Annotated in this window: 2 protein-coding genes; both read right to left on the bottom strand. The window is 44.0% G+C overall.

What is annotated here, in order from left to right; all coding sequences use genetic code 11:
- On the bottom strand, nt 1–418 hold a 418-nt coding region (locus tag R7040_RS24540), incomplete at its 3' end, for an aminotransferase class V-fold PLP-dependent enzyme (protein WP_318097282.1).
- Nucleotides 402–1,058 (bottom strand): 2OG-Fe dioxygenase family protein, encoded by a 657-nt coding sequence (locus R7040_RS24535; RefSeq protein WP_015296577.1) that lies wholly within the window; start codon nt 1,056–1,058, stop codon nt 402–404. The genes R7040_RS24535 and R7040_RS24540, both read right to left, overlap by 17 nt.
- Nucleotides 1,059–1,208 lie beyond the last annotated feature (150 nt).

Below are 1,208 nucleotides of genomic sequence, written 5' to 3'. Positions count from 1 at the left end.
GAACCTTAGCACCTTTGTCTTCCGCTGCTTGTTGCCAGCTTGAAACGTTCGAGTAATGGTCAAGCGCTGAGACAATGATCTCATCCCCTTCTTGCCAATCACGACTGATTGCACGGCTTAACTGGAACGTCAGTGATGTCGTGTTCGCGCTAAAGACAATATTACCAGACGAAGGTGCATTCAATAGCGCTTGTGCCGACTCTCGCGCACTCTGCATGACATCGACCGTAGCTTGGCTAGAGAAGTAATGCCCACCCAAGTTGGAATTAAAACGCCCAAGGTAGCCGACCATTGAATCAAGCACAGATTGAGGAACTTGCGAGCCTCCAGGCCCATCAAAAAACGTAACTGGTTTGTCATTATGATACTGAGCCAGCGCGGGAAACTGTTCTCTGATTTGATTAAGATTGAAGTTCATTACGTTTGTCCGTTGCGGTTAATACAAAGACATCCATGTGGCCTGCTTGGTCATCAATCACAGAACGAATTGGACAGGCGTTGTGCCAAAGTTTGCTGTCAGCCAACATCGCCACTTCCCCGTTTTCTAATACTTTGCGGAAAAATGGGGCTTGGTTATGGCTGCTGTATAGCATGATGTCACCACCAATGATGTTGTGACGACCAACACCAACCATCGCGATATGATCAAAACCGTCTTGGTGCACACCTTCTGGCGCGACCTGCGTTTCGCTATCTAATGCAGTGATTCGAATCTGGTGAATTTCGATTTCTTGACCATTTGGAAGGTGGTTTGCGCTCACGAATAGCGCACACATTTCGCGAAAGCCTTCACTTGCTAAAATGTCTTTCTCGATAGGTTCAAATTGACGAATGACATCACCCTGAAATCGGTTGATATCTGAAGACTGTACAAAGCTGTTCTTGTTCAAATCTATCACTTGTCCATCTTCAAAACTCACGACTGAGTAGCGTCGTAATCGATATTGCCCATCAGCGTGCTCAGTATGAGGTAACGCTTCAAATGAAGGCGAAAGTTGCTCAATTGCTGCCATGCTGAGCTGAGTTAAATGTAGAGTGTTCTCACGCGAATGTAACATCATTGACTCCTTTAATGAGGCACATTTAATTAACATTTAATTTACAACATAGATTACGCAAATATTCTGCAATTACCAGCTTTTAACGTTGATAGCTTCAACATAAATAAAAAAACGAGATGAAAACCTACAAACAAAAGTTAAACTAGG

This window comes from Vibrio sp. 1069, assembly GCF_033340555.1.
Note: the sequence above shows the minus strand (reverse complement) of the source record. Positions and strands in the feature narration are given on the sequence as shown.

Excerpts from the sequence above, each read along its gene's own strand:
- R7040_RS24535 (WP_015296577.1), bottom strand. The coding sequence starts at position 1,058 with ATGTTACATTCGCGTGAGAACACTCTACATTTAACTCAGCTCAGCATG.